The following is a 21591-nucleotide window of genomic DNA, read 5'->3' on the forward strand; positions in this document are numbered from 1 at the left end:
TTTAACGAATTAAAATTTTATTCATATTTTTTTATTTCTCCAGACTTCAATCTTTTGAAATAATCTTTTAAATCATCCTTTACTTCACTAGAGAGAAAATACAACCCTAAAATGTTTGGAAAAGCCATTCCTAGAATCATCATATCTGAAAAATCGATTACTGCTCCTAAACTAGCGGACGCTCCTAAAACAACAAAAACTAAGAAAAGAGCTTTGTACAGATTTTCCATTTTTTTGGTGTTTCCAAATAAATATGTCCACGATTTCATTCCGTAATAGGACCATGAAATCATCGTTGAAAATGCAAAAAGCACGATAGCAACCAATAAAACATATTTAAACCAGGGCAAAACACTACTAAATGCAGCAGAAGTTAAAGCAGAACCGGTCATTCCTTGTGTATCTTCTGCATATCCTGTAAAAATTAGCACCAAAGCAGTCATGGTACACACCACAATTGTATCTACAAAAGGCTCTAGTAAAGCAACGATCCCTTCACTCACAGGCTCATCGGTTTTAACAGCAGAGTGAGCGATTGCTGCAGAACCAACCCCTGCTTCATTTGAAAAAGCGGCACGTTGAAAACCTACCACCAATACCCCAACCACACCGCCGGTTATTCCATCTGCAGTGAATGCTCCTGCAAAAATATCACGAAAAGCATCACCAATATGAGCTATGTTTACAATAATAATAATCAAAGAGGTAACCACATAAACCCCTACCATAAACGGAACTATTTTATCTGTAACACTGGCTATTTTTTTAATTCCGCCAATAATAACAATACCGACAAAGAAAGCGATTACCAAACCGTACCAAAATCCCTTTCCTTCAAAAACCGGAAATACATTGGCTAATTGAGCAAAGGATTGGTTAGCTTGAAACATGTTTCCACCACCAAATGATCCGCCAATGGCTAAAATTGCAAAAGCTACGGCTAATACTTTTCCTAATCCGGCATATCCTTTTCTGCGTAGACCTTCTGAAAGATAATACATTGGACCACCCGACACTTCCCCAAGATCATTTAACCGCCTATATTTAACTCCTAATGTACATTCCACAAACTTTGATGACATTCCTAAAAATCCGGCAAGAATCATCCAGAATGTTGCACCCGCTCCCCCTAATGAAATTGCTACAGCTACCCCTGCTATATTGCCTAAACCAACCGTTCCCGAAAGTGCTGTTACTAGTGCTTGAAAATGCGAAACCTCCCCTTCATCGCCCGGTTTGTCATAGTCTCCTCTGATTAATTGATAGGCATGTTTTATCCCTTTCAAATTAATAAAACCCATATAGATCGTAAAAAAAGTAGCTCCAACAACTAACCACAAAACGACAAGAGGCATATCAAAACCAAAAGCCTCTAATGGTTTATAAAAAAAGATACCGGCCATTGCATCGACGGCAGGTTTAATAATATCATTAATTCTTTCATCTAAGCCTTTTTCCTGACTAAATGTTAAAAATGGCACTAGTAAAGTAATGATTAGGAACAACTTTTTCATAAAGTTAATTTTGATTAAAATTTTAGTTAAGCAAGATGCAAAAAAAATTGGGTTTAAAAAAAGTATAGTCCATTTTTTTTGAAATTAACTACAAATCGAATACAGAACTTCGTTTTGTATAAAACATATCTTTTAATTTTAACCAAAAGGCCAACGTTAAGTAAACACCAAACCATAATCCAACTGTTACAAATGAGATGTAAATAAAAAACAAACGTACGTTAGAGGCTCGCATTCCAAGTTTATCCGCTAATCGCGAAGAAACGTGAAAACCATGTTTTTCAAAAAAAAGACGGATAGAAGTGATCCAATTCATTCAAAATTATTTAGGATTTACAAAGGGAGATTGCTCTTCTTCAACAGCAGTAACAAAATAGCGGGTGTCACCCCACCAAACAAAAGTTCGGTATCGTTCAATATAAGTTAGTTTAACATATCGCCCTTGAAGATTTTCCATTGTTGAAATAACCTCTTTTTCTTTTGCAGGAACAGTAAACTGAAAGATTTGTGCACCGGAAATACCTTGGCTCATTTCCCCTTCCCACGTTTTAAAAGTCACTCCTTTTTTGCTGAATTTAATTAACTCCCCAGAACGAACTCCTTCTGAGTAAGGTACATAATAAATAAAAGCAAAGTAACCAAAAAAACACAAAACGAGAAAAACTAAAAAACGAACAAAATACTTTTTCATTATTTGTCCAAAAGTCTCTTTGACTTCATTTTTTTCCATACAATTTTCTTTAAGAAGTAAAGTTAATCAACTTTTGGCCAATAGCACAATTCAGGCACTTATTTGTTGCACAATATTCATTTTTGAGTTGAAGAAATGATTGCGAATGGTAACTGTTTTTGGAAATTAGACCAAAATGATTAAATTTTTCTATAACTGAATTTTTTTCTGACGGAATTTCAGATGCCAACGCAATAAGCTCTTCTGGCATCACATTTCCGTTGGCATGACCATAAGCAAATTTAATGGGAAGTATACAATTCAAAATAAGTAAATCAATGAAATTTTTTGAAATTTTTTTATTTTTCTTTGCGTGTAGCCTATCAAAAACATAGTGCGATTTCCAATATTCTGAAACATTACAATCAAAAAATTGATACATTTCATGGATTGAATTGACACGAATCAAGACTTGAAAAAGGCTGTGCTGCTGCAAAACCAGTTGAGCCAACTGAGCTAATCGAATAGTTGGAAAATTATCCGGTCGGTGCTTGAAAAACTGAACTGATTGATAGTAATCAATTTTCAATTGGTGTTTATGTTTGAGATAATTCCAACGCTTTTTCAAACTATTGTAATATGCATCTTCGTTTTGCTCTTCAAGAAGACCGGTTGAACCGAAAAAAAGTGCTTCGGTATTTTCTACTTCAAATCGTTCTTTTTTAATAACAGTATAAGGGATAGACTCAGCCATTTTTAAAAATGCTTCGCCATTTGTATTGAGTCCAAAACTTTTAGCCAACAGTTGAAACAAAGTGGCTTCCCAATCAAAGGTGTTCTTTTGAAGCAATTTTTCTACTTCAGTTGCTTTTTTCTCCAAACGTTCAAAAAACAAACGTTCCTTCCAATTAGAAAGAGTAAAATCATCGACAACTGTCAATTGGCTTTCACAATTTATCCATGTTTTTTGTGTAAATAATTGTTTATACTGTTGTAAAACCTCTTTAGAAACATGTTTTTTAAGCTCAAGAACAGGGATGGCAGTATTGTTTTTTCGAAATACTTCGGTGTCGTGTTCCCAAACCACATGAAGAATAACGTTGTCATAATTCATATCGGTTTCATGATGATGCACATACCAATCAGAGGATTTAAGATGGATCTCTATATTTCCTGCCCATTTTTGATTATCAATGACCACTTGTGCATTGAAAAAATCAGGCCCGGCTTGTTGAATGTAATAACCGGAATGAATAATGGTTAGCTCTTGATTGGAAACAGTTTTGAGATTGGCAAAGGCAAACTTTTTGTATTGCCAAACGTAATGGAGAAAATCTTCTTTCATGGCGGGTAAAGTAAAATTATGGCTTAAATCGTAATGCTAAAGTAATAAAAAAATCCAACCTATGAAAGATTGGATTTTGAAATTTTTAATTTTGGTTACTCTATTTTATTGAACTAATGATATCGTGCTTGGTAATGATATGGTATTTTCCGTTTTCTAACTGAACCAAAACAGCTTGATTATCTTTGTTGATGAGTTTGGAAACTTCTTCAACTGGTGTGTTTTCCATTACAATCGGAAAAGGTTTTCCCATAATTTCACGAATGGGTTTTTCGGCAATATTTTTTTCAGAAAAATAGCTTTTAAACAAATCTGATTCGTCAATTGAACCTACAAAACCAGTTGTATCAATAACAGGTATTTGCGAAATATTGAATTTTTTTAAACGATCAATAGCATGTGAAACCAATTCTTCGGTGCGAACAACTACTAATGATTTATCGCGATGATTTTTAATTAAATCTGCTGCAGTAGTAATTTCTTCGTCTAAAAACCCGCGTTCACGCATCCAGTCGTCATTGAATATTTTACCTACATAACGGCTTCCTGAATCGTGGAATAAAACAACCACAACATCTTCGGGTTTAAAATGTTCTTTTAACTGTAAAACGCCTTTGATGGCAGAACCGGCTGAATTACCTACAAAAATTCCTTCTTCGAGAGCTAATCTTCTCGTAAAAACAGCGGCATCTTTATCGGTCACTTTCGTGAAACCATCGATGAGTGAAAAGTCGACGTTTTTAGGTAAAATATCTTCCCCGATTCCTTCTGTGATATAGGAATAGATTTCGTTTTCGTCGAAAATTCCGGTTTCATGGTATTTTTTAAAAACAGAACCATACGTATCTACTCCCCAAATTTTCACATTTGGATTATGTTCTTTTAAGTATTTTGCTACGCCGGAAATGGTTCCTCCTGTTCCTACTCCTACCACAAAGTGAGTCACTTTACCCTCGGTCTGTTCCCAAATTTCCGGACCGGTTTGTTCGTAATGTGCAATGGCATTGGAAGGATTATCATATTGATTAACATACCAAGAATTTGGTATTTCGGTTCCTAATCGTTTGGAAACGGAGTAGTATGAACGCGGATCATCTGGTTCTACATCGGTTGGACAAACGATTACTTTGGCTCCTACGGCACGGAGAATATCCATTTTTTCTTTGGATTGTTTGTCAGTGATTACACAAATTAACTTGTAACCTTTTACGATTGCTCCTAAAGCCAAACCCATTCCGGTGTTTCCAGAAGTTCCTTCGATGATAGTACCTCCCGGTTTTAGTCGTCCATCTGCTTCGGCATCTTCAATCATTTTGACTGCCATTCGGTCTTTTACAGAGTTACCAGGATTAAAGGTTTCTACTTTGGCAAGTACTAAACAATCTAATTCTTGTGTGATTTTGTTGATTCTAACAAGCGGCGTATTTCCGATTGTTTCCAGTATATTTTTTGCGAATTTCATGCTGTTTTTTTGAAAAAAAGTTTTTTTACATCTAAATAATAACCTGTGCTTCTTATCCTATAATTAGTGATAAATTAACGTTTAAAAGTGAAAATATTAATCTGACAAATCTGTAACCAACTGCAGCGAACCGGAATAATTTCCAGAAATCGATCCAAAACTAGTAGTGGTAAAAAAGTAGTCGATTGTATATGTTGAATTTGAAAAGACAATATTGACACTTCCATTTAGAATTTGATCTTCACTGATCGAATTTGAGGAGGTTATACAATTATTGGTCACAACCATATCAGTTGAAATAATAGTCTCATTTAGTGAAGGTTCAACTGAATTAAGTTGATAATAATAAATTCCGGATGATAAGTTTGTTGTGGATGGAGATGTTATATTTAAAACAACTCCTTGTGTTAAAGAACTGGTATAATCACAACTTTCACCATTCCATTCGTTGTTAATTATGCCACCATTTAATAAGTAAATTGCAAACTTACCATAATTTACACCGTCTGTTGATTGAATCATATAGCCATTTGGAGTTGAATAATCTACTCCATTAATTGAAAAAGCATTCGGAACAAACTGATCAGTTGGCAACGAATCATCAGAAGAGCAATTTATAAAGAAAACTGAAATTAGTAGTAGTAAAAAGATTTTTTTCATAAAACAAACATTTATTAGATTTTACATTACAAAGATAGAACTCTTTTTTAATAATAAATGTTTGAACTATTTAATGATAATAAAAAAAGAAAATAATCCTTTGAATGAAATTACAAAAAGAAATTCCACTCAAGCCCGAAACGAACCATAAAATCGCGATAGGGATTATTTGGTGCAGAATAGTAATTAAACCCAGTCATAGCGGAATTGAAATGTTCAGCTTTGAGGTAAATTCTAGCCGTTTTAATTTTGGCGTTGATAAAAAAATCGACCATTGGAAAATCACCAATTTCTTGTGTGTTTTGCACGTAAAAATCTCCTAATACGGGATTATAGTCATTGGCATAATATTTACTAAAATAATTTACTGTTACACCGGTTTGCAGAAAGAGTGCTTTTTTGAAGAAATGTCCACTAATATACAAGCTGCTTCGAAGGGTGAGTTCGGGTACATTCAAAACATCATTTTCCTGATCTACCTTTTGATAAAGAATGGTATTATCGAAGCCTAATTTCCGAAATGTTAATTCTTTGCTGGCTTTAATGCTCAGGTAATTTATAGTATTATCATATTGTTTTGGTGTAACTATTAATTGATCTTGCGGTGCTTCGTCTTGACTAAAATATAGAAAATCGTTGAGAGTTGTAAGTTGAAGAGCAACATCCAACCATTTTGTTTTTAATGTAGATTCGATATTATTGATCTTTTCGTTTTTGAAATTGTTGGACCAGTTGTAGTTTACATAACTACTTTGGAACAAGGAAAATGTATGATTTGGCAATCGATTAAGGTTTTGATAACGCAAATCAATACTTGTTCTATCGTTGTAGTTAAAGATTAATTTTCCGTCAAGACTAGACAAACTTTGATCTGTAAGGGAAGTTGTGTAAGCGACTTTTCCGTTCCATTTATTTTTTTGGTAGGTATACTGTCCTCCAACAGACTGAATTTCATCGCTTAAATTACTGGGAATAAGCTGACCACCTTGAACGATAGCTCTATTATAGAAATAGTTAAACCTGAAATCTTCAATATAAAACTGAAATTCGCCAAGTAATTTATTTTCATACAAAGCCCCAATTTTATTAAACATTCTATTATAACGTGCTTCATCGTTAATATTACTTAACACATACGAATCACCAAAACGTTTGATGACACGATTTCCTTCATCAGAGATAATCGTTGTTGGAACAGTAAATTGATTGTAGCTAAAAAACTTATGCTCATAATTAATTTGATGGTGTAGGTACACGTTATTTTGAGCATCGCTTTTATTGACACGGAAATAATGGTCGTAGAAATAGCGATTTCCTTTTAAGAGTGTTTCTGCATCATTTAAGAATACTTGCACACGAACACGGTTTCTAAAATCTGCTTCACCTCCTTCAAAATCTTCTAAATTAACAATACCACCATTTTCACCATTAAAAATGTCTTGAGCGGTAAAATGTGCTTTAAGTTGATACCGATTACTTTTGGTTTGATAATTGGTTGTGAAACGAAAATTACCTGTGCTTGAAAGTTGGTTGATATATTTCCCTAAAGAACGAAGTCCTTTGTAAGCCAGAGAAAAATTGAGTCGTTCTGAGGTATTTAAAGTGATAAAGGCATCAAGATTTTGTCCTTGTTCCATCACCGTTTTAAAATACAGTTCAGTTAAAGGTGTAGGAACATGATAATAATTGATTTCATTTGCTTTTAAAAAGTTAAAATGTTTACCATTTAAACCTATTTCCGGATACGGATTGAACTGATTTATTCCAAAATCTAAGGTGTTATATGTTTGTCCTTCGTTAGAAAATTGCTGTAATCCGAAAATATCTTTTCGTAAATAGTTGTATTTGTATTCTTTTTGAATGGTTAAAGAAGTATCGTAATGGGTTGTATCACGTTCGATGGTGATGATTTTGTATTGATACAACGAAGCAAGATTTTTTTTACTTTCAGTCGTATCTTGAAACGAAGACTCTGGTGAATTCAAATTTACTTTAGAAGCGTCTATAACTCGTTCATTTCGCTTTTGAGAATAAATAAAAAGTGAAATGAAATAAAATAAAAAAGTAATTTTTGTACGAAACATAAAACCATAATTGATAGCAAATATAAACTAATTAAAATCATACGATATTAAAAAAAACAAAAAAAGCCTGTTTAAAAAACAGGCTTTTAATAAACAAAATAATATTTTTATAGAGGAGTGTAAACAGATACTCCCTCTTCTCCATAGGTTGTAGCAAAAAACGAAATGGTAATAACACCCGTTTCCGAATTATAGGAATTTACACCACCGGTTAACATTTCAAGTGGTCCGTAAGGCTCAACTTGATTAACCCATGAAACTACTCCACAATTAACAGAAAAATTCAATCTATTTGCAGCTAAAGAACAAGTATTATATGCAGGGCAATATGGTCCTACAGAATATAAACCTCCTGAAAAATCATTTACATAATAGTTGTTAGCACCAGTACCTGCAAAAATTTCAACATTCATCGTATGAGGATTAAAATCAGGTAAAAAATCATGGAAAGCATAAGTTGTGGTTACAGAATACATACCCGCTAATGAAGTAGGGCAAGATCTGAAAATTGTAATATTTACTTTTTCTTTACCAGCCATTGCATAACCAGATGATGGTGTTAAATCAAGAGATAATACATAAGAAACACCGTCTGGTACATTTTCAAAAACTCCTTCAACATCAAACTCACCTGTGAATTCACCAGCAGGAATCAATAATGAGGAAGCATTGATAACATAAGAATTTGCTGGTGCAGTAGTAGCTTCAGCATCAACTGTAACGGTGTAAGTTCTATCAGCATCAGATTTAGTAGTAACTCCTACTTTAATTTCTGCAATACTCTCATCCGGAGAAACAGGTAAATTAGCAGCATTAGAAAAGAAAAAGAATACTGTATCACCGTTGTTTACGTCATAAGTAGTAGTTTCTTCACCACAACCAACAAAGGTTGCCATGAATAATACTAAACTTAATTTAATAAATATATTTTTCATAGTATAAATTAATTATTAATAGTTAGGATTTTGTTGAGCACGCACTAATGTGTTAACTCTAGTTTCAATAATTGGAATTGGAAGTGTGAAACGATAGTCTGATAGTGGTAAAGTACACGCATCATTAAAATCACAATCTCTAAAATATCTATCAATTGAAACGTTAGCTAAAGCACCTAAACGTTTGATATCAATGTAACGATGACCTTCAAAACACAATTCGATTCTTCTTTCTTTTAAAATATCAGCCCATGCTTCAGTAGCATTAGCATATACTGGAAGTGTGGTTACAGGTTGACCAGTAACAATTCTAGCATCACGTACTTGTTTTAGAACAGAAGCTACTGAATTCGTAACACCATTTAAATTACCAGTACTAGCCAAAGCTTCCGCTTTAATAAAATACATTTCAGATACTCTAAAAACTTTAATGTCATTTAATAAAGGTGCACCTGCTTTTCCAGGATATTTATTAATGATTAAAACATCATCAAATCGGTAATCAGGAGTAGTAGCTGGGTCAGCCGCAATCACTGAAGTTGCACCAACAAATGCAGTTCTTCTGATATCACCCGGTGTAGCATTAATTAAATTATATAAATTTCTACCCATGTCAAGGAAAGGACCACCTTGATAATTTGGCTGATTAAAGAACCAGATTGAATTTACAGTTCTTTTTCCAACCGGTCTATCTAATGTGAAAATGTTTTCACCTTGAGCCAAATCTCTGAACATAGTTAAGTAGGGACTGTTTGCAGTTGTACCAGCAGCAGTTAAAGGAACTACATCTATTAAAGCCTGAGCATTAGTGAGTGCTGTAGCATAATCACCTCTGTAGGCAGCCATACGAGCACGAAAAGCAGTAATAAAACCTTGTGTAATGTATTTATAGTTAGTTGGATTACCAAGATTTGCTGTTGCAAAAGCTAAATCTTCATTGATTAAATCAAATAATTCACCATTTGTAACACGTGGCAATAAGTCAGTTATTTGAGGTACAAAATCAAGTTTCATAACACCTAACGCATTATCATCTTTCAAATCTGTTGAAAAATGAGTCATTAAAAAGAAATGACCAAAAGCTCTTAAAGCATGTGCTTCTGCAAGTATCTTATTGTAAGTCGCTTCCTCACCAGGTTCTACAGTTACTGATTGAGCACCAACAATCAATCTGTTAGCGAAATTGAGCATTCTATACGTGTTAGCCCACATAATTTCTGGTGAAACGGAATTATCTTGTAGAATAAACCTATAATCATCAAGATTCTGTCCACCATTAGCATAACCAATACCTACTTCATCTGTAAAAACCGTTGAAAACGCAATGCTTTCTTCGTAATTAAGTTGTTGGTATACACCATTTAAAACAAGATTCATGTCGTCTACAGTACGAAATACTGCGGACTCGCTAAATTCACCGTCCTGAACTATTTCAGTGGCGTCATTACAAGAGCCTAAGGCCAATGCAATGAAAACTAATACATAATTTTTTAAATTTTTCATATTACTCTTTTTTTTTTAAAATTCTAAATCTAATCCAAAAGAAACAATTTTAGGTGTTGGATAACCTCCAAAAGTACTTGCTGCATTACTTTCCGGATCAAAACCTCTCCACTTAGACCATGTTAAGAAATTCTCAGCTTGACCATAAATTCTTAAACTAGACATAAACGTTTTATCCAAGAATTTTGCCGGAACATTATAACCTATGCTTGCAAAACGAAGACGCAAATAAGAAGCATCTCTCAACCAACGATCAGACAATGCATCCAAAGCCAAGTTAGTTGCATTTAAAGCAGGAACTGAAGTAACAGGATTTTCAGGTGTCCAATAATTAGCCATATCAACCGTTTGAGGGAAGTTAGCTATACCATTTGGATCTGTTAAACTTGATAAGTCAAAATCATATCTCCACACATCTTTTACAAAAGAAAATTGTGTAGTTACATAAAAACCTTTGTAAGAAGCATCAAAACCAAATCCTCCCTGATACACAGGTATTGGACCTTTACCGCTTGAAACTCTATCAGCAGAAGTTGGATTTTCAGTTACCGCACCATTAGCATCTAAAAATAAAAGATTACCATTGGCTGGATTCACACCAGCATAACGGATATTAAAATATTGGTTAACTTGTCCACCAATTTCATTGATTTGTAAGTCTCCCACATTAACAAAACCACCCTCAGCTGGAATAAATGTAAATTCATTCTTGTTGTATGATCCATTAAAATTCAACGTTAAATTAAAATCGTTCGTTTTAAATAAATCATAAGCTAGAAGAGCTTCTACTCCACTATTTTTCAAATCCCCTAAATTACCTGCTAAACTAGAAACTCCATTAATAGGCGAAAGAACTATATCTTGGTAAAGATCAATAGTCTTTTTTTCATATACATCCAAAGACCCTCTAAAACGCTTGTTGATTACAAAATCTATACCAATGTTGGCTTGACCAACAGTTTCCCATCTAGCATCTCTGTTTGCAGGGGTTAAAGGAAATAAACCCGGTTGATTACCATATCCACTACCAGAACCATAAAGACTTCTAATAACCGCTGAACCAGCATAAATACTAGGGCCCGAAATATTTTGGTTACCGGCAGTACCGTATGATGCTCTCAATTTTAACTCATCAAAGATTGAGCCTTCCATGAATTTTTCTTTATTGATATTCCATCGACCAGAAACCGACCAAAATGTACCCCACTTATAATCGTCTGTAAATCGGTAAGATGCATCTCTTCTGATAGAGGCACCAAAACCATACTTAGAATCATAATCATAATCCACGGTAGAAAAATAAGAGAATAAACCTGCCTGAGATTTAAATGCTCCTACTGTAGGTCTGTAAAGAGTTGGTGTAGCTGGGTTAAATGGAATATAACCTGTACCTGCTCCTGGAGAAGAAGTTCTAGGATCTAATCCAGTTTGACTATAAGTCATGAACTTTCTGTGAGCTTTGAAATATTCTGTCATTAAAGACAAATCAAATGTGTGTTTATCTTTAAAGATTTTATTATAATTCAAACGATTAGTTAAATTAAACGAAAAGTCTCTGTCGTTAGACTCTGTCACTAGACCACCAAATTGAGCTCCTGGAGGTGTTGCAGCAATTGCTAAATAAGACTGAGGATTACGAGCAAATAATCTCGTGTTTTCTGTCATATCAATACCACCTAAAGAAGAGAAAGTTAAATCTTTTGTTAGTTTGTAGCTACCCGAAGCTTGTGCAAGCAATTTTAACTCATTAATTTCACTAGTAATATTCCCTGGTCTCAAATAATCCATCAACATATATGGAACAATCTGAAAACTTGGACCACCAAATTGATCAAACAATTGTTGACCACTTACATAAACATTTGGATCTAAATAAGGAACTGAAGACAACATACCTTGAAGAGGGTTTTGAAGAACGTTACCATTGATATCACCTCTTGTTTCTTGATCTAACTGATTTCTTTTAGAATAGTTAGCATTGATATTAGCAGAATAATTGAATTTATCGTTATCAGATTTACCAGAAAAGTTATTTCTAAAGGTAAAACGTTTAATCTGAGTACCCGGAACAATACCTTCTTGTTCAAAATACCCTAAAGACACATATGAATTAAGATTTTTACTTCCACTTGTGAAACTAATATTATGATCTTGTGAGATCCCTGTTTGAAAGAAGACATCTTCCCAATCAGTATCAATTTCCCATGCAGCTATTTCTTGCTCTGACAAAGTAGAACCTAGTCCAGAACCAAAATCATTTTGAAGTTGTAATAATTGTTTAGAATTCATCAAGTTATACTTGTGCTCTTGTAAAGTAGTAAAACCAGAGATAACAGAGTATCTTACACTCAACTTAGAATCAAAAACACCTCTTTTTGTTTTCACAACAATAACACCATTTGCTCCTCTATTTCCGTAGATTGAGGTTGCTGCAGCATCTTTAAGAACAGACACCGATTCGATATCATTAGGGTTAATACTTCTAAAGTTTACTTGGTTAGCAGGAACACCGTCAATAACAAATAATGGTTCAATGTTACCATTCACAGAACCAACTCCACGCAAAATGATTGTAGTGTTTGCAGAACCTGGAGAACCTGAACCTGTAGAAATGTTCAAACCAGGAACTTGAGCTTGTAATGTTTGTATGAAAGAAGCATTCGGTCTTCCTTCAATAGCCTTGGCCGATACAGTAGTTGATGCAATGTTGGATTTTGCTTTTGAAGTAGTTCTATACCCCTCAACAACAACCTCACTTAAGGAAGTCACATCAGCTTCCATAACAACATTTACAGAACTAGAAGCCCCTACTTTAACCGATTGAGTCTTGAGTCCAATATAGGAGAACTCTAAAACATCTCCTTGTTTAGCACTGATTGAGTACTTTCCGTTCATATCAGACTGAGTACCTGTACTAGTGCCTTTTAAAATCACAGTAACACCTGGCAAAGGCATTCCTCCCTCAGTAATAGTTCCAGAAACAGTCTTTTGCTGAGCAAAAGAAAGCTGCATAAACAACGCCAAGAGCAGCGTGAAAATCCATCTAAAATTTGTTTTCATATTAAAAATTTGAGTTAGTTATTTGGCAAATATATTAATTTTTTATTAAATAAAACAATCAGAAAAAATTATTTGGAAGTAAAAATCATTAATATTCTATAAGATTAGCGTAAAGAAATAAAAAAAGAGAAGCATTAAGCTTCTCTTTAATTGTTATTAATAAGATTCTAAAATAGTAAAAACTATTTTTTTACGAATTTTTTACTGAATTGGACATCATCGCCCTGTGCCTTCAAAACATAGACCCCAGAAGAAAGTGAGGTAACATCAATTTCATAAGTACTATCTTGAGTGAAATCCGCATTAAATGTATCTACAAGTCTACCTTGTAAATCATAAATATAGCAAATGATATTCGATTCATAAAGTTGGTTAGAATTTACAACGAGACGATCACTTACCGGATTGGGAGTAAGTGAAAAATTATTAGTATTCACAGTATCTAAACTTAAATTTTCATTAATTCCACTAACAAGTAAGGCATACTCTTGACTACCACCTGTTAGATTGCCTTTGTGAGAAACCACAATCGTGTACTCCCCACTAGCATTATCAATTTCAACCTTTTCTATATTATCTACATTGTTGTCCGCACGAATAGCTTCATCAGTATGAGAATTTCCTAATCTCCATGGAAAATGTACTACATCATTTTTTAAAATCCTTACATCTAAATTATTTACAAGCACAGGCGTACTTGAGTCAACAACACCTGAATTTATAGCACCTGGTCTGTCTGTCCAACAGATAGTAACTTCCAAAGGAGCGTTTCCTGTAGCATTAACAACTTTCGTGTAAGTTTGCCCTTGATTTAATGTTCTTTCATCAATAATAGATAAGCCAGCTGCTTTATTTGTAATCAGTTGAGCAGCTTTTTCTGCATTAAAAAGTCCCCAACCATAGATTGGATCCGGACCATCCCAAGCTCCTGCTTCATCTGCAGTATGGCATGCTAAACCTCTTAGTGAAGACGACTTCATAAAGTTTCCTTGATTGAGATTACTGTAATGCTGCTGTATCAAAAGTAATCCACCTGTAACTACTGGTGAGGCCATCGAAGTACCGCTTGAAGGTCCATGGCTTGAAATTGAGGCATTTGAAGTGGAAATAACATTAACTCCTTTGGCTGAAATATCAGGTTTAACCCTATTGTCATCCGTTGGTCCATAGCTTGAAAATGAAGAAATTGCTACACTTGAAGGACCCGTATAATTTGTAACTTGATTTACCGCAGCTACAACTAAGGTGTTTTTGGATGTTTTGTTACCATTTAATAAATCATACCCTCCTTTTGTTGGATTTACAGTCTGATTGTTGTCATTTCTGTCATTCCCAGCAGCGTGAACTGATAAATAATAAGGAGCAGCAAATGCAATTTCATCTAATTGTCTGGATCTTGAGACATAGGCCCCAAATTGAAATTCAGAAAGTTGAGTGGCTATTTGTCCATACGAATGATTAGAAAGTAGCAAGCCAAAACCAGCCTCAAAGGACATTTCTGCATAATCATTATTCCAATCTAAGATATACCCAGCGGACTGAAAAGCCATACCTTTGGAGGGTGCATTTGTTGTTCCTGCACCTAATACAGTCCCTGTCACGTGAGTGGAATGAAAAGAGGTTTGAACAGATGATCCATCTAAAATAATAATTCTACCGCCGAAATCAGTGTGAGTTATGAGCGGAACATTTTGGTCCCATACACCCACAATCATATTTTGCCCGTTTAGATTTAAACCTAACGAACCACCGGTATTTAAACTGTTAATCTTAGAAGTTGACGCGGCACCGGTGTTATAGGTTGTAAAATAAAGAGGATTACCATTTTCTAAAATACCTTGAAGCTCTGCAAACGAACCATCACTATTTTGCATAGTTAAAGGCCAACCTTTAATAGTAGCCATTGCAAGTGCTTTTTCTTTGTTCTCTTTGAACTCTTTAGAAAAAACTGATGACAATTCCATTAATCGACCTGTATCCGTTTTAGAAATTATCTTTTCTCTTTGCTCTTGAGTTTGTGAAAGAACAACAAACCCAGAAAACAAAAGAATCGAGCTTAAAATATGCTTTAACGTAATTTTAATTTTCATATTATTTTTTTTTTAATTACTGTGAAATCTTGGATAAAAATATAACTTTACTCAAGTTTTCAATTTACAAATATAAAAAATGTTTAGACAAAATTACAATAAAAAAAAACTAAATTATTCTTAAAATGAGCCTTTATAAATATCTAAAATTTGGTACTGTAGAAGCCGGCACCGACGAAGCCGGCCGTGGCTGCCTCGCAGGCCCAGTAACTGCAGCAGCAGTAATCCTACCGGAAGATTTCAAACTAGAACTATTAAACGACTCCAAACAACTCTCTGAAAAAACAAGAGAAAAACTTAGACCCATGATAGAAGCACAAGCAATTTCGTTCAGCTATACTCATCTGGAACCACTTATTATTGATAAAATTAATATTCTCAATGCGTCCATTCAAGCTATGCAAGAAAGCATTATGAAGTTAACTCCTATACCAGAATACATTATTGTTGATGGAAATCGATTTAAACCCTTGAACAATATTCCTTACAGTTGCATTATCAAAGGTGACAGCAAATACATGAGCATTGCCGCCGCATCCGTTTTAGCCAAAACCTACCGCGATGATTATATGAATCAAATTCACGAGGAATTCCCCATGTACAATTGGAAAAAAAACAAAGGCTACCCCACCAAAGAACACCGGGAAGCAATTGCAAAATACGGCATCACAAAATACCACCGACTGAGTTTTCGGCTACTGCCTGAACAACTGAAGTTAGATTTTTAGATTGTTCGATTAAAAATATATTTCTAAAATTTTTCCGATTTTTAAAATCTGTGTTCTACGAAAGATAAATCCTCTGCAATTATAAATTCCGTGTTCCCGTTAACGAACCATCCAAAACAACAGATTTAAATTCACATTCAAAAAGCACCTCAAAATGTTTTAAAATTTTTCCTTTAACTTCCGCCTCATCCACTTTATCTAAACCCAATTCAACCTGCAAAGAAGTTACCGCTTTTCCACGAATGCCACAGGGAATAATATGATCAAAATAACCTAAATCCGCATTCACATTCAATGCAAACCCGTGCATCGTGACCCACCGCGAAGCACGAACTCCCATCGCACAAATTTTTCTGGCAAATGGCGTTCCCACATCCAACCAAACACCGGTTTCACCCGGACTACGCTGCGTTTTCAAACCATATTCCGCCAATGTTAAAATAATCGTTTCTTCCAATAAACGCAAATATTTATGAATATCGGTAAAAAAATTCTCCAAATCCAAAATGGGATAACCCACAATTTGTCCCGGCCCATGATACGTAATATCTCCACCACGGTTTATCTTATAAAAAGTTGCTCCCTTATCAGCCAACTGTTTTTCAGTCAAAAGCAAATTACTCAAATCACCACTTTTACCTAACGTATACACATGCGGATGCTCCACAAACAAAAAATAATTAGGCGTTGGCAAATTTGTTTCCTCTCGCCTATTCTTAATTTTTAAATCCACTACATGCTTAAACAATTCCTCTTGATATTCCCATGTTGCTTTATAATCATTCAATCCTAAATCTTCCACCAAAACTACTTTTTCCATAATCGCACTATAAAGCACAAAAATACAACTTATACCTTAATATAGATGCTGATTTTTTTAGAAGCGAATGGCTTGGGCTTTTTCTGGAATCCATGTTCCCGCTTTCGCCTTTAGTCCCGCCCAAAAAGCGGGAGCTACCGGCTCAATCGGGGCTAAAAAGCCAATCATTTAAAAATCCCATTCCAATATTAATTCATCCCAACCAATTGACACACTATCCCATTGACACATTACCAAATAATCGCTATCTTTGCACGCTTAAAAAAACGTCACTATGCAACTTTCGGAACAAGAAATTATCAGAAGAGAAAAACTCAACGGACTTCGTCAATTAGGCATAAACCCCTATCCTGCCGATTTATTTCCTGTAAACCATACTTCCAAACAAGTAAAAGAAAACTTTGCAGACGGAAAAAAAGTCATCATTTCCGGAAGAATCATGAGTGTTCGCGACCAAGGAAAAGCGTGTTTTGCCGAATTGCAAGACAGCGACGGTCGAATACAGCTTTACCTAAACCGTGACGTACTTTGTCCCGGTGAAGACAAAACACTTTACAATCAAGTTTTTAAAAAACTGACCGACTTGGGTGATTTTGTTGGTATCGAAGGTGAATTATTCACCACAAAAGTGGGTGCACAATGCGTTCGCGTTGACAATTTTACCTTTTTAAGCAAAACATTACGCCCATTACCTTTACCAAAAATAGACGAAGAAGGAAAAGTGCACGACGCATTTAACGACGCCGAGTTGCGTTACCGTATGCGATACGTTGATTTAGTGGTTAATCCGCACGTTAAAGAAGTTTTTGTAAAACGAACAAAGCTATTTAATGCTATGCGAACATTTTTTAACGACAAAGGTTACTTTGAAGTCGAAACACCTATTTTGCAATCCATTCCCGGTGGAGCGGCCGCTCGTCCGTTTATGACGCATCACAATAGTTTAGACATTCCATTATATATGCGAATTGCAAACGAATTATACCTAAAAAGATTAATCGTTGGCGGATTTGACGGCGTTTACGAATTTTCCAAAAATTTCCGCAACGAAGGAATGGACAGAACGCACAATCCGGAATTTACTGCCATGGAAATTTACGTAGCCTACAAAGACTACAACTGGATGATGGAATTTACAGAAAATTTGCTGGAATACTGTGCCAATCATGTAAATGGCTCAACTAATGCAATTTTTGGCGAACACAACATTAGTTTTAAAGCTCCCTATCCTCGCGTAACAATGACCGCAGCCATTATTCAATTTACCGGATTTGATATTTCAGGAAAATCGGAAGACGAAATTAGGGCCGCCGCTTTAAAAATGGGAATCCAAGTAGACGAAACTATGGGTAAAGGAAAACTCATCGATGAGATTTTTGGAGCCAAATGCGAGGGAAATTTTATTCAACCTACTTTCATTACCGATTACCCAAAAGAAATGAGTCCGCTTTGCAAAGAACACCGCACCAATCCTGAACTCACCGAACGTTTTGAATTAATGGTTTGCGGGAAAGAAGTGGCTAACGCTTACTCTGAATTAAATGACCCGATTGACCAACGCGAACGATTTGAATCGCAATTAAAATTAGCCGATCGGGGTGATGATGAGGCCATGTTCATTGATAATGATTTCTTACGAGCATTAGAATACGGAATGCCACCAACTTCTGGTTTAGGCATTGGAATGGATCGTTTAATTATGTTTTTAACCAATAATCAATCAATCCAAGAAGTACTTTTCTTCCCACAAATGCGACCGGAGAAAAAACAAGTGGAATTGACCGACGATGAAAAAATAATTATCGAAATTTTAAAATCTTCCTACAACATCGCGTTGGCAGAACTAAAAGAAAAAACTGCTTTGAGTGGAAAAAAATGGGATGCCGCCATGAAAGGTTTAGCCAAACATAATTTGGTAAAAGTAAGTGTTGATGGCGACTTAAAAACAGTTGAACTGAAAGGGTAAAACCTTCTTAATAAAAAAACTAATCCCGACCTAAATAGTCGGGATTTTGCATTTAGTAACTTTGCGAACCCGCCATTATAGAAGCAAAAAATGCTCCAAATAAAATAAAGAAAAGTAAAAATAAACCCATCACAATGGCCAGCATAATTAATTGAGCTTTTGCCCAATTTTTCTTATTCACATTTTCGCTATCGCTAAAGGCATAAACAAACAGCATAATAAAACCAACTAATGGGATTGCCATAATTAATAAAGTAATAAGCCAGTCTTTTACTGACATTGGCTTTTGATTTGAATTGTCTAATTCGTTCATAATTATTAAGTTTTTTATGGTTAATTAGGTGCAATATATAAAATTTTACCTTTTATTCTTACTGTTAATAAAAACTAAAAGATTAAACCTTTTTATAAATCATTTGTCTAAGCAGTATAATCAATAAAATCAATAAAAAATGAAAAATTTAATTGTTACCGCAATTTTGTTAATTGGATTTTTAACCGTTGCACAAGAAAAAAGTCTACAAAACCAAGAAAGAAAAGCCAGAATGGAAAACCGTGAAAGTTTAACTCCGGAACAACAAGCTGAACTTCAAGTTAAAAGAATGACACTTGATTTGGATTTAAACGCAAAACAACAAGCTGAAATTAAAAAAATCGTACTCGATCAAGCCAAAAAAAGAGAAACTAAAAAAACCGAATGGAAAGCAAACAAAGACGCTGGAAAATCGCTTAATCAAGACGAACGGTTTGCCATGAAAAATCAAATGCTTGACGAGCAGATTGCCATGAAAGCCGAGTTGAAAAAAATTCTTACAGAAGGACAATTTTCGAAATGGGAAGCAAAACAAGCATATAGAAAAGAAAAAATGCAAGATAGAAGAGGTTCAAAAGGTAAAAAACAAAAAGAACGCAAATAAATTTCAAGATAATATTTTGTTAATTAGTCATTTTAATTTATATTCGCCTATTAACTAATCAAAAAAATAACTTTATCATGAAAAAAATTGTTTCTATAGTAGTAGTTTTATTTGCTTTTGTATTTTCTACCAATGCCCAATCGAATTTAAAAATGACGTCTGATTCAAAACCTAAAGAACAGAGCGTTAAAGAAATGGCTTATAGTGAATTGAGAGAGCTTTCCTCTGTTGTTGAATTAACACCAGAATTAAAAAATGATTTTCTTACCTTATTTATGATGAGAAATGAAGCTGTAAGTAATGCAAAATCAGATGAAGAAAAAGCATCAATTTATGAGCGATTTGGACAAAAATTCTTAAGCGGTTTAAATGAAGAGCAAGCAAAGAAGTTAAAAGAAAACAAAGAATTGTATAATAAGTTAACTCATTTAAAATACAGCAAACAATAAAAATTAGTTTTTTTAACAAATGCCCCAAATAGAATGTACTTTTTGGGGCATTTTTTATATACTATTTTTATGCTGTGGTTTACGCCTACTATTTTTACAACGTTTTTGATACCTTATCAATTGCTTTAATCGTAAAATCTAAATCGGCATAAGATAAAGCATCTGTAATAAACCATGTTTCGTAGGCAGACGGAGCAATATAAACTCCCTCATTTAGCAGTCCGTGGAAGAACTTTTTAAACATTTCATTATCACCGCCTTTAGCAGTTTCAAAATCAACAACAGGTGTTTCATTGAAATGCACAGAAATCATAGATCCCACTCTGTTGATCGTAAAAACAACACCGTTTTGAGTCAACACCTTACGAATACCATTTTCTAGGTAGGCTGTTTTTTCATCCAATCGTTCAAAAATAGAAGCGTGGACATTCAGTTCAGATAACATTGCCAAACCTGCAGCCATCGCTAAAGGATTTCCTGACAAGGTTCCCGCTTGGTAAACGGGCCCTAAAGGAGCTAAATAATTCATAATTTCGTTTCTTGCTGCAAAAGCACCAACGGGTAAACCGCCACCAATTACTTTTCCAAAACAAACGATATCAGCTTTCACAGCATATAATTCTTGAACTCCACCTTTGGCAAGCCTGAATCCTGTCATTACTTCATCAAAAATAAATAAGGCTCCGTTGTCATCGCACAAGCTTCTCAAACCCTCTAAAAATCCTTTTTGAGGCGGAATGCATCCCATGTTGCCGGCTACGGGTTCCACAATAATAGCGGCAATTTCATTTTTATTGTTTTCAAATAATTCCCTTACACTATCCAAGTTATTGTAATGAGCCAATAAAGTATCCTTTGCGGTTCCTTGCGTCACACCCGGACTATTAGGAATACCAAATGTACTGGCTCCACTTCCTGCTTGGATTAGGAAAGAATCGGAATGACCGTGATAGCATCCTGCAAACTTGATGATTTTATCTCTTTTTGTATAACCGCGAGCGAGTCGAATAGCACTCATGCAAGCTTCTGTGCCCGAATTTACAAAACGGATTTTATCGATATTAGGTACCATCGAAACAGCGAGTTCAGCTATTTTTGTTTCCAATTCGGTTGGCATCCCAAAGGAAGTTCCTAATTTAGCTCTTTCCGTAATCGCCTTGATTACTGGTTCATGCGCGTGTCCTAAAATCATTGGTCCCCAAGAATTGATATAATCAATGAGTTTATTTCCGTCTTCATCAAACAAATAGGCTCCTTTGGCACTTTTTACAAAAATAGGCGTTCCTCCCACTCCTTTAAATGCTCTAACGGGAGAATTTACTCCGCCCGGAATTACTTTTTCAGCTTCAGCAAACAACTTGCTGCTTCTTTGGTATTGCATTGGTGAT

General features: G+C 34.8%; 18 protein-coding genes. 4 read left to right on the forward strand and 14 right to left on the reverse strand.

Translation table 11 applies throughout. The annotated features are described in order from the left end of the window. Window positions 1–17: 17 nt before the first annotated feature. From B0I10_RS09170 to B0I10_RS09220, 11 genes are all read right to left on the reverse strand, one after another. Complete coding sequence (locus B0I10_RS09170; protein ID WP_112086208.1) at window positions 18–1514, reverse strand: alanine/glycine:cation symporter family protein; 1497 nt, start codon at window positions 1512–1514, stop codon at window positions 18–20. A gap of 88 nt (window positions 1515–1602) precedes the next feature. Then, window positions 1603–1830: a PspC domain-containing protein gene (locus B0I10_RS09175; protein WP_112086209.1), complete on the reverse strand. Its 228-nt coding sequence runs from the start codon at window positions 1828–1830 to the stop codon at window positions 1603–1605. 6 nt (window positions 1831–1836) lie between these two features. Further along, window positions 1837–2205 (reverse strand): 6-phosphogluconate dehydrogenase, encoded by a 369-nt coding sequence (locus B0I10_RS09180; RefSeq protein ID WP_112086331.1) that lies wholly within the window; start codon window positions 2203–2205, stop codon window positions 1837–1839. 49 nt (window positions 2206–2254) lie between these two features. Continuing rightward, entirely contained in the window at window positions 2255–3529 is a 1275-nt protein-coding gene (locus tag B0I10_RS09185) for a DUF2851 family protein (protein ID WP_112086210.1), read from the reverse strand. 100 nt (window positions 3530–3629) lie between these two features. Continuing rightward, window positions 3630–4991 (reverse strand): pyridoxal-phosphate dependent enzyme, encoded by a 1362-nt coding sequence (locus B0I10_RS09190; protein ID WP_112086211.1) that lies wholly within the window; start codon window positions 4989–4991, stop codon window positions 3630–3632. A 96-nt stretch (window positions 4992–5087) separates the two neighbouring features. Beyond that, window positions 5088–5651 (reverse strand): hypothetical protein, encoded by a 564-nt coding sequence (locus B0I10_RS09195; protein WP_112086212.1) that lies wholly within the window; start codon window positions 5649–5651, stop codon window positions 5088–5090. 110 nt (window positions 5652–5761) lie between these two features. Beyond that, window positions 5762–7735: a putative porin gene (locus B0I10_RS09200; protein ID WP_112086213.1), complete on the reverse strand. Its 1974-nt coding sequence runs from the start codon at window positions 7733–7735 to the stop codon at window positions 5762–5764. A gap of 107 nt (window positions 7736–7842) precedes the next feature. Beyond that, the gene (locus tag B0I10_RS09205) at window positions 7843–8670 is read right to left on the reverse strand and encodes a DUF1735 domain-containing protein (RefSeq protein WP_112086214.1); all 828 of its coding nucleotides are present in this window, start codon (window positions 8668–8670) and stop codon (window positions 7843–7845) included. A gap of 15 nt (window positions 8671–8685) precedes the next feature. After that, the gene (locus B0I10_RS09210) at window positions 8686–10047 is read right to left on the reverse strand and encodes a RagB/SusD family nutrient uptake outer membrane protein (RefSeq protein ID WP_220086200.1); all 1362 of its coding nucleotides are present in this window, start codon (window positions 10045–10047) and stop codon (window positions 8686–8688) included. 141 nt (window positions 10048–10188) lie between these two features. Next, entirely contained in the window at window positions 10189–13233 is a 3045-nt protein-coding gene (locus B0I10_RS09215) for a SusC/RagA family TonB-linked outer membrane protein (protein WP_112086216.1), read from the reverse strand. 182 nt (window positions 13234–13415) lie between these two features. Beyond that, window positions 13416–15137, reverse strand: coding sequence for a S8 family serine peptidase (locus B0I10_RS09220; RefSeq protein WP_181456931.1), 1722 nt, complete (start codon window positions 15135–15137; stop codon window positions 13416–13418). 311 nt (window positions 15138–15448) lie between these two features. On the opposite strand from B0I10_RS09220, the gene B0I10_RS09225 reads away from it, so the two are divergent. Next, window positions 15449–16051, forward strand: a complete 603-nt coding sequence (locus B0I10_RS09225) for a ribonuclease HII (RefSeq protein WP_112086218.1) — start codon at window positions 15449–15451, stop codon at window positions 16049–16051. Between the two features lie 79 nt (window positions 16052–16130). On the opposite strand, the gene lipB is transcribed toward B0I10_RS09225, so the two are convergent. After that, complete coding sequence (lipB, locus tag B0I10_RS09230; RefSeq protein ID WP_112086219.1) at window positions 16131–16871, reverse strand: lipoyl(octanoyl) transferase LipB; 741 nt, start codon at window positions 16869–16871, stop codon at window positions 16131–16133. A gap of 274 nt (window positions 16872–17145) precedes the next feature. Between lipB and lysS the strand changes: the two genes are divergently transcribed. Then, a complete protein-coding gene (lysS, locus tag B0I10_RS09235; protein ID WP_112086220.1) occupies window positions 17146–18837 on the forward strand; it encodes a lysine--tRNA ligase in 1692 nt (563 codons plus the stop codon). Between the two features lie 52 nt (window positions 18838–18889). Here the strand turns inward: lysS and B0I10_RS09240 are convergent, their stop codons facing one another. After that, complete coding sequence (locus B0I10_RS09240) at window positions 18890–19150, reverse strand: hypothetical protein (RefSeq protein WP_112086221.1); 261 nt, start codon at window positions 19148–19150, stop codon at window positions 18890–18892. 139 nt (window positions 19151–19289) lie between these two features. Between B0I10_RS09240 and B0I10_RS09245 the strand changes: the two genes are divergently transcribed. Together B0I10_RS09245 and B0I10_RS09250 are read left to right on the forward strand one after the other, a co-directional pair. Beyond that, entirely contained in the window at window positions 19290–19754 is a 465-nt protein-coding gene (locus B0I10_RS09245) for a hypothetical protein (RefSeq protein ID WP_112086222.1), read from the forward strand. Window positions 19755–19831: 77 nt separating this feature from the next. After that, the gene (locus B0I10_RS09250; RefSeq protein WP_112086223.1) at window positions 19832–20203 is read left to right on the forward strand and encodes a hypothetical protein; all 372 of its coding nucleotides are present in this window, start codon (window positions 19832–19834) and stop codon (window positions 20201–20203) included. A 94-nt stretch (window positions 20204–20297) separates the two neighbouring features. Here the strand turns inward: B0I10_RS09250 and hemL are convergent, their stop codons facing one another. Next, window positions 20298–21584 (reverse strand): glutamate-1-semialdehyde 2,1-aminomutase, encoded by a 1287-nt coding sequence (gene hemL / locus B0I10_RS09255; RefSeq protein WP_112086224.1) that lies wholly within the window; start codon window positions 21582–21584, stop codon window positions 20298–20300. Window positions 21585–21591 lie beyond the last annotated feature (7 nt).

The sequence above is a fragment of the Flavobacterium lacus genome (assembly GCF_003268815.1).
Classification (GTDB): Bacteria; Bacteroidota; Bacteroidia; order Flavobacteriales; family Flavobacteriaceae; genus Flavobacterium; species Flavobacterium lacus.